The organism is Blastomonas sp. UPD001 (genome assembly GCF_003426715.1).
GTDB lineage: Bacteria > Pseudomonadota > Alphaproteobacteria > Sphingomonadales > Sphingomonadaceae > Blastomonas.
Genome location: NZ_QKVT01000100.1, coordinates 1 through 3715 on the forward strand (window position 1 = coordinate 1; position 3715 = coordinate 3715).

The 3715-nt window shown below is 69.7% G+C and carries 5 protein-coding genes and 1 pseudogene; all 6 read right to left on the reverse strand.

The window, feature by feature from the left end:
- Nucleotides 1-257: hypothetical protein (locus DM995_RS19120; RefSeq protein WP_157973350.1), on the reverse strand; the 257-nt coding region annotated here is incomplete at its 3' end.
- 102 nt (nucleotides 258-359) lie between these two features.
- On the reverse strand, nucleotides 360-1565 hold the full coding sequence (locus DM995_RS19125) for a phage major capsid protein (RefSeq protein ID WP_502696623.1): 1206 nt from the start codon (nucleotides 1563-1565) through the stop codon (nucleotides 360-362).
- A 101-nt stretch (nucleotides 1566-1666) separates the two neighbouring features.
- Nucleotides 1667-2059 (reverse strand): HK97 family phage prohead protease, encoded by a 393-nt coding sequence (locus DM995_RS19130; protein WP_116970702.1) that lies wholly within the window; start codon nucleotides 2057-2059, stop codon nucleotides 1667-1669.
- Nucleotides 2056-2370: a DUF6127 family protein gene (locus DM995_RS19135; protein ID WP_502696624.1), complete on the reverse strand. Its 315-nt coding sequence runs from the start codon at nucleotides 2368-2370 to the stop codon at nucleotides 2056-2058. Before DM995_RS19135 ends, DM995_RS19130 begins: the two co-directional genes overlap by 4 nt.
- Nucleotides 2367-3500 (reverse strand): phage portal protein, encoded by a 1134-nt coding sequence (locus DM995_RS19140; protein WP_116970704.1) that lies wholly within the window; start codon nucleotides 3498-3500, stop codon nucleotides 2367-2369. The genes DM995_RS19135 and DM995_RS19140 overlap by 4 nt, the downstream gene beginning before the upstream one ends.
- Before the next feature lies 1 nt (nucleotide 3501).
- Nucleotides 3502-3715 (reverse strand): annotated as a pseudogene (locus DM995_RS19145) (ATP-binding protein); the annotation flags it as partial.

Here is a 3715-nt window from a genome sequence, read left to right on the forward strand (position 1 = left end):
GCGAAATCCACGCGTGCACCCGACGACGACGCCAGCACAGTGTCCCGCAGCAGTGCACCCGCCTCGAGTCGGCCTTCGCCGACCTCCCACTGGTCTTCATGCGTTACGCCGGCAACCGCGTAATGAAACCGCTCGCCGGCGGGAACGGCATCGGCAAAGCGGCGATGGCCGGGCGTCGCGCCGCCGAGCGCGAACGCCCCGGTTCCGGTCGCGGTGCTGGTCTCGCGCACCAGATCGGCAAAGAAAAGGTCGGGCATGGAGGGTTGTCCGTTTCAGGCAGGCAGAAAAATGCCCGCGCGGCAGGGGAGAGACCGCGCGGGCACCATCCCGGTCGGGATGTCGGGGCAAGGCGCGCGCGATCAGCTCGCGGCGAACTTCATCAGCTTGATCGCCTCGGAATTCATCACCTGGCCGCCGATCCGCTTGGTCGCATAGAAATGCACGAACGGCTTGTTGGTGAAGGGATCGCGCAGGATGGTCGTCGCGCTGCGCTCGGCGATCAGATAGCCGGCGCGGAAATTGCCGAAGGCGATCGACAGGCTGTTCGCCGCGATATCGGGCATGTCCTCGGCCTCGACCACCGGATAGCCAAGCAGCGTCGCGGGCTGTCCCGCCGCCAGCGAAGGCTGCCACAGGAACGCCCCGTCATCGCTCTTCATCTTGCGGATGCGCGCCAGGGTCGAGGAGTTCATCACGAAGCTCGCCCCCTGGCGATAGGCCGGGCGCAGCGCGTGGACCAGATCGATCAGCCGGTTCTCGGGCGCGCTGCTGGCGAAACTGCCGTCCGCGCCCGAGGCGACATATTGCAGCGTGCCGAACGCGCGCGCGGCATCGTCCTGCGACGTGGGCGTACCGGTCAGGAACCCGCGCGGGCGGTTGGTACCGTTGCCGCCCACGAACGCCGCGCCCTCGGCGCGCGCGAATTCCTCGGCAATTTCGCCCGCCAGCCAGCCTTCCACATCGAACGCGGCATCGTCGAGCATCGCCTGGCTCGCCGCGGGATTGGCGTAGAGTTCGCCGCTAGGCGGAGCGATCTCGGCAAAACTCGGCGTGTCGGTCTCGGGCCGCGCGGCCGTCTCGCTGACCCAGCCCGAAGGCGTGCCGCCGGTGGTGACGAGCTTGCGATAGCCCGCGGTGCCGGTCTGCACGACCTGCGCGATCGAACGGATCGGCGAAATATCGGCGAGCGTGCGGGCGATTAGCGCATCGATCTCGCGCGGAACCGCAAAGCCGCCATCAGGCCCCGTCGCCGCGCTGAAGCTCTTGATGCCGGTTTCCAGCCCGCGCCGCAGATACTGGTCGACGAAGCTCTTGGTCTCGGGTGCCTTGCCCCCGCCGCCGCCGAGCGAAGGGCGCGAACCGGTGCGGGCGAGCCGCTCGATCCGCTCGCGCATCGTCGCGTTTTCGGCGCGGATCGCATCGACATCGCTTTTCACGCCATCGAGCCGGGTCTCGAGCGCGGCGATGCGCTCCTCATGTTCCTCGGCCGCGAGCAGGCTGTCGAAAGAGGCCTCGAGCGGATCGGCCTCGGCCTTCATTTCGAGGGGATTTGCGGGGATTTCCATCATTTCTTCCTTCCGTTCTGGGATCACACGGGGAAAACCCCCGGATTGCGGGCACAAAAAACCCCGCCGAAGCGGGGCAGATGGGGAAAGGCGGCGGATGGTCAGCGCAGCTTATGCACCCTGGCCCCGGGCATCATCGGCACGCTGACCAGGCTCACCTCGACCAGATCGAGATCGAACAGCTCGCGCGGGGCGGTCCCCAGGGCACGGCGGACGCGGTAGCCGAAGCTGAGCCCGCGCACCGCGCCGCTGGCGAGACCGGCAAGCGCCTCGTCCGCCGCATCGTCGAGCGCCGCGATCACGCGCAGCCCGCGCCGGTCCTCCTGCGCGAGTGTGACCGAACCGATGCGCCGGTCGGGCCGGTGCTGCCAAAGCAGCGGCAGCGGGTGCGCAGCCTCGCCCAGCGTTCGCGCAAAGGCTCCGCGCCGCACGATGTCGCCGCCCCGATCGACCCGGTCGAACAGCGCGGCATAGCCGGCCAGCCGCACGCTCACGGCACCATGTCGCCCAGGCCCAGCTGGACCGCGAGCGCCGCGAGCAGCAGCGCCATCACGGCGCGCACGAACTTGTCGAAGGTCTGGCCCCAGATGCCAGACCGCGCATCGCGCCAGCCCTGGAGCAGTTCGCGCAGCTCGCGCAGGTCCGCCCCTGCATCGGCATCGGCGAGGCCGATCCGGGCGAGCGCCCGGCCCGCGCCCAGTTCGCCTGCCTCTTCGACCACCGCGCGCAGCGTGGCGACATCCGCGCCTTCCTCGGCCGCCTGGGCGAGCAGGCTGGCGAGCATGTCTTCGCTTTCCATCGTCATGTTCCGATCCCCAGCATCGCCCGCTTTTCTTGCGGAGAAAGAAAGTCCGCCGCGCCCACTTGCTGCCACAGCCGCTCGCGGTCCTCGGACAGGGCAGGCACCCGGTCCTGATCGACCGAGAGCGTGCCCTGCGGCCACCAATGCGCCAGCGCTTCGGCCAGCGCGGCGGTGATCTTGTCCGCCAGCGGCAGCAGCGTCAGCCGCCACAGCGCGCGATTGGCCTCGCGATAATTGGCATAGGTATTGTCGCCCGGCAGGCCGAGCAGCATCGGCGGCACCCCAAAGGCGAGCGCGATCTCGCGCGCGGCGTTCGCCTTGAGCGCGACGAAATCCATGTCCGCCGGCGACAAGGCCATGCTCTGCCAGCTCAGCCCCCCTTCGAGCAGCATCGGACGGCCGGCATTGGCGTGCCCGGCAAAGCTCGCCTCGAGCTCGGCCTTGAGCCGGTCGAACTGCTCGGGGGTCAGCACCCCGCCCGGTTCGTCGGGGCGATAGACCAGAGCGCCCGAGGGGCGCGCGGCATTGTCGAGCAGCGCCTGGTTCCAGCGGCCTGCGGCATTATGCACCGCCACCGCGCGCGCCGCCGCGCCCAGGCATCCCAGACCATAATGGTCGTCGCTGGGGTGGAACGCCTTGATATGCACGATCACCGGCGCGCCGTCGCCCTCCTGCGCCGCCAGCCGCGTCGAGGTGTCGCCGACGCGATAGACATAGGCGGCGGGCCAGCCGCGCTCGTCGGGCTCGATGCTCACCCGGTCGGGGCGCAGCGCGAAAAGCTCGGCGGGCCTGCCATCGGCATCGCGCAATATCTGGACATAACCATTGCCGTGCAGCAGCAGATGGGCCGCCAGCGTCTCGAGCAGTCCCTGCCCCGCGCTGGTCGCGGCGACCAGCGCCGCGATCGCCGGATCGGAAGCCGCGATCGGCGCGCCGCCCACCCCTTCTGCCACCAGTCGCACCGCGCGCTGGGCGATGGGATTGTCGCAATAGGCCGCGCGCACCTGCTCGGCATGGCTGAGCGGCGGATCGGCGAGCGCGAGGCTCCACGGGCTGGTGAAGGCGCGCGCGAGCACCGGCCTTGCCACGCCCGAGCCCTTCAGCGCGAGCGCCAGCTGCTTCCAATATCCCATATCATGTCTCCAGCGATCGGATGCGCGGAGTGCCGCGCCGTCCCAGCATCAATTCGGTCAGCGCCCAGACCAGCGCATCGGCGCGGTCGGGCGATCGGCCCGGTCCCTGATAGGACCCGCCCGCCATCAGCCCGCACATCTCGTCCTCCAGCCGCGCGAAGGTGCCGCAATGCACCACCCGGCCCGCCTCGTAGAGCGCGGCCACCGGCTCGGCG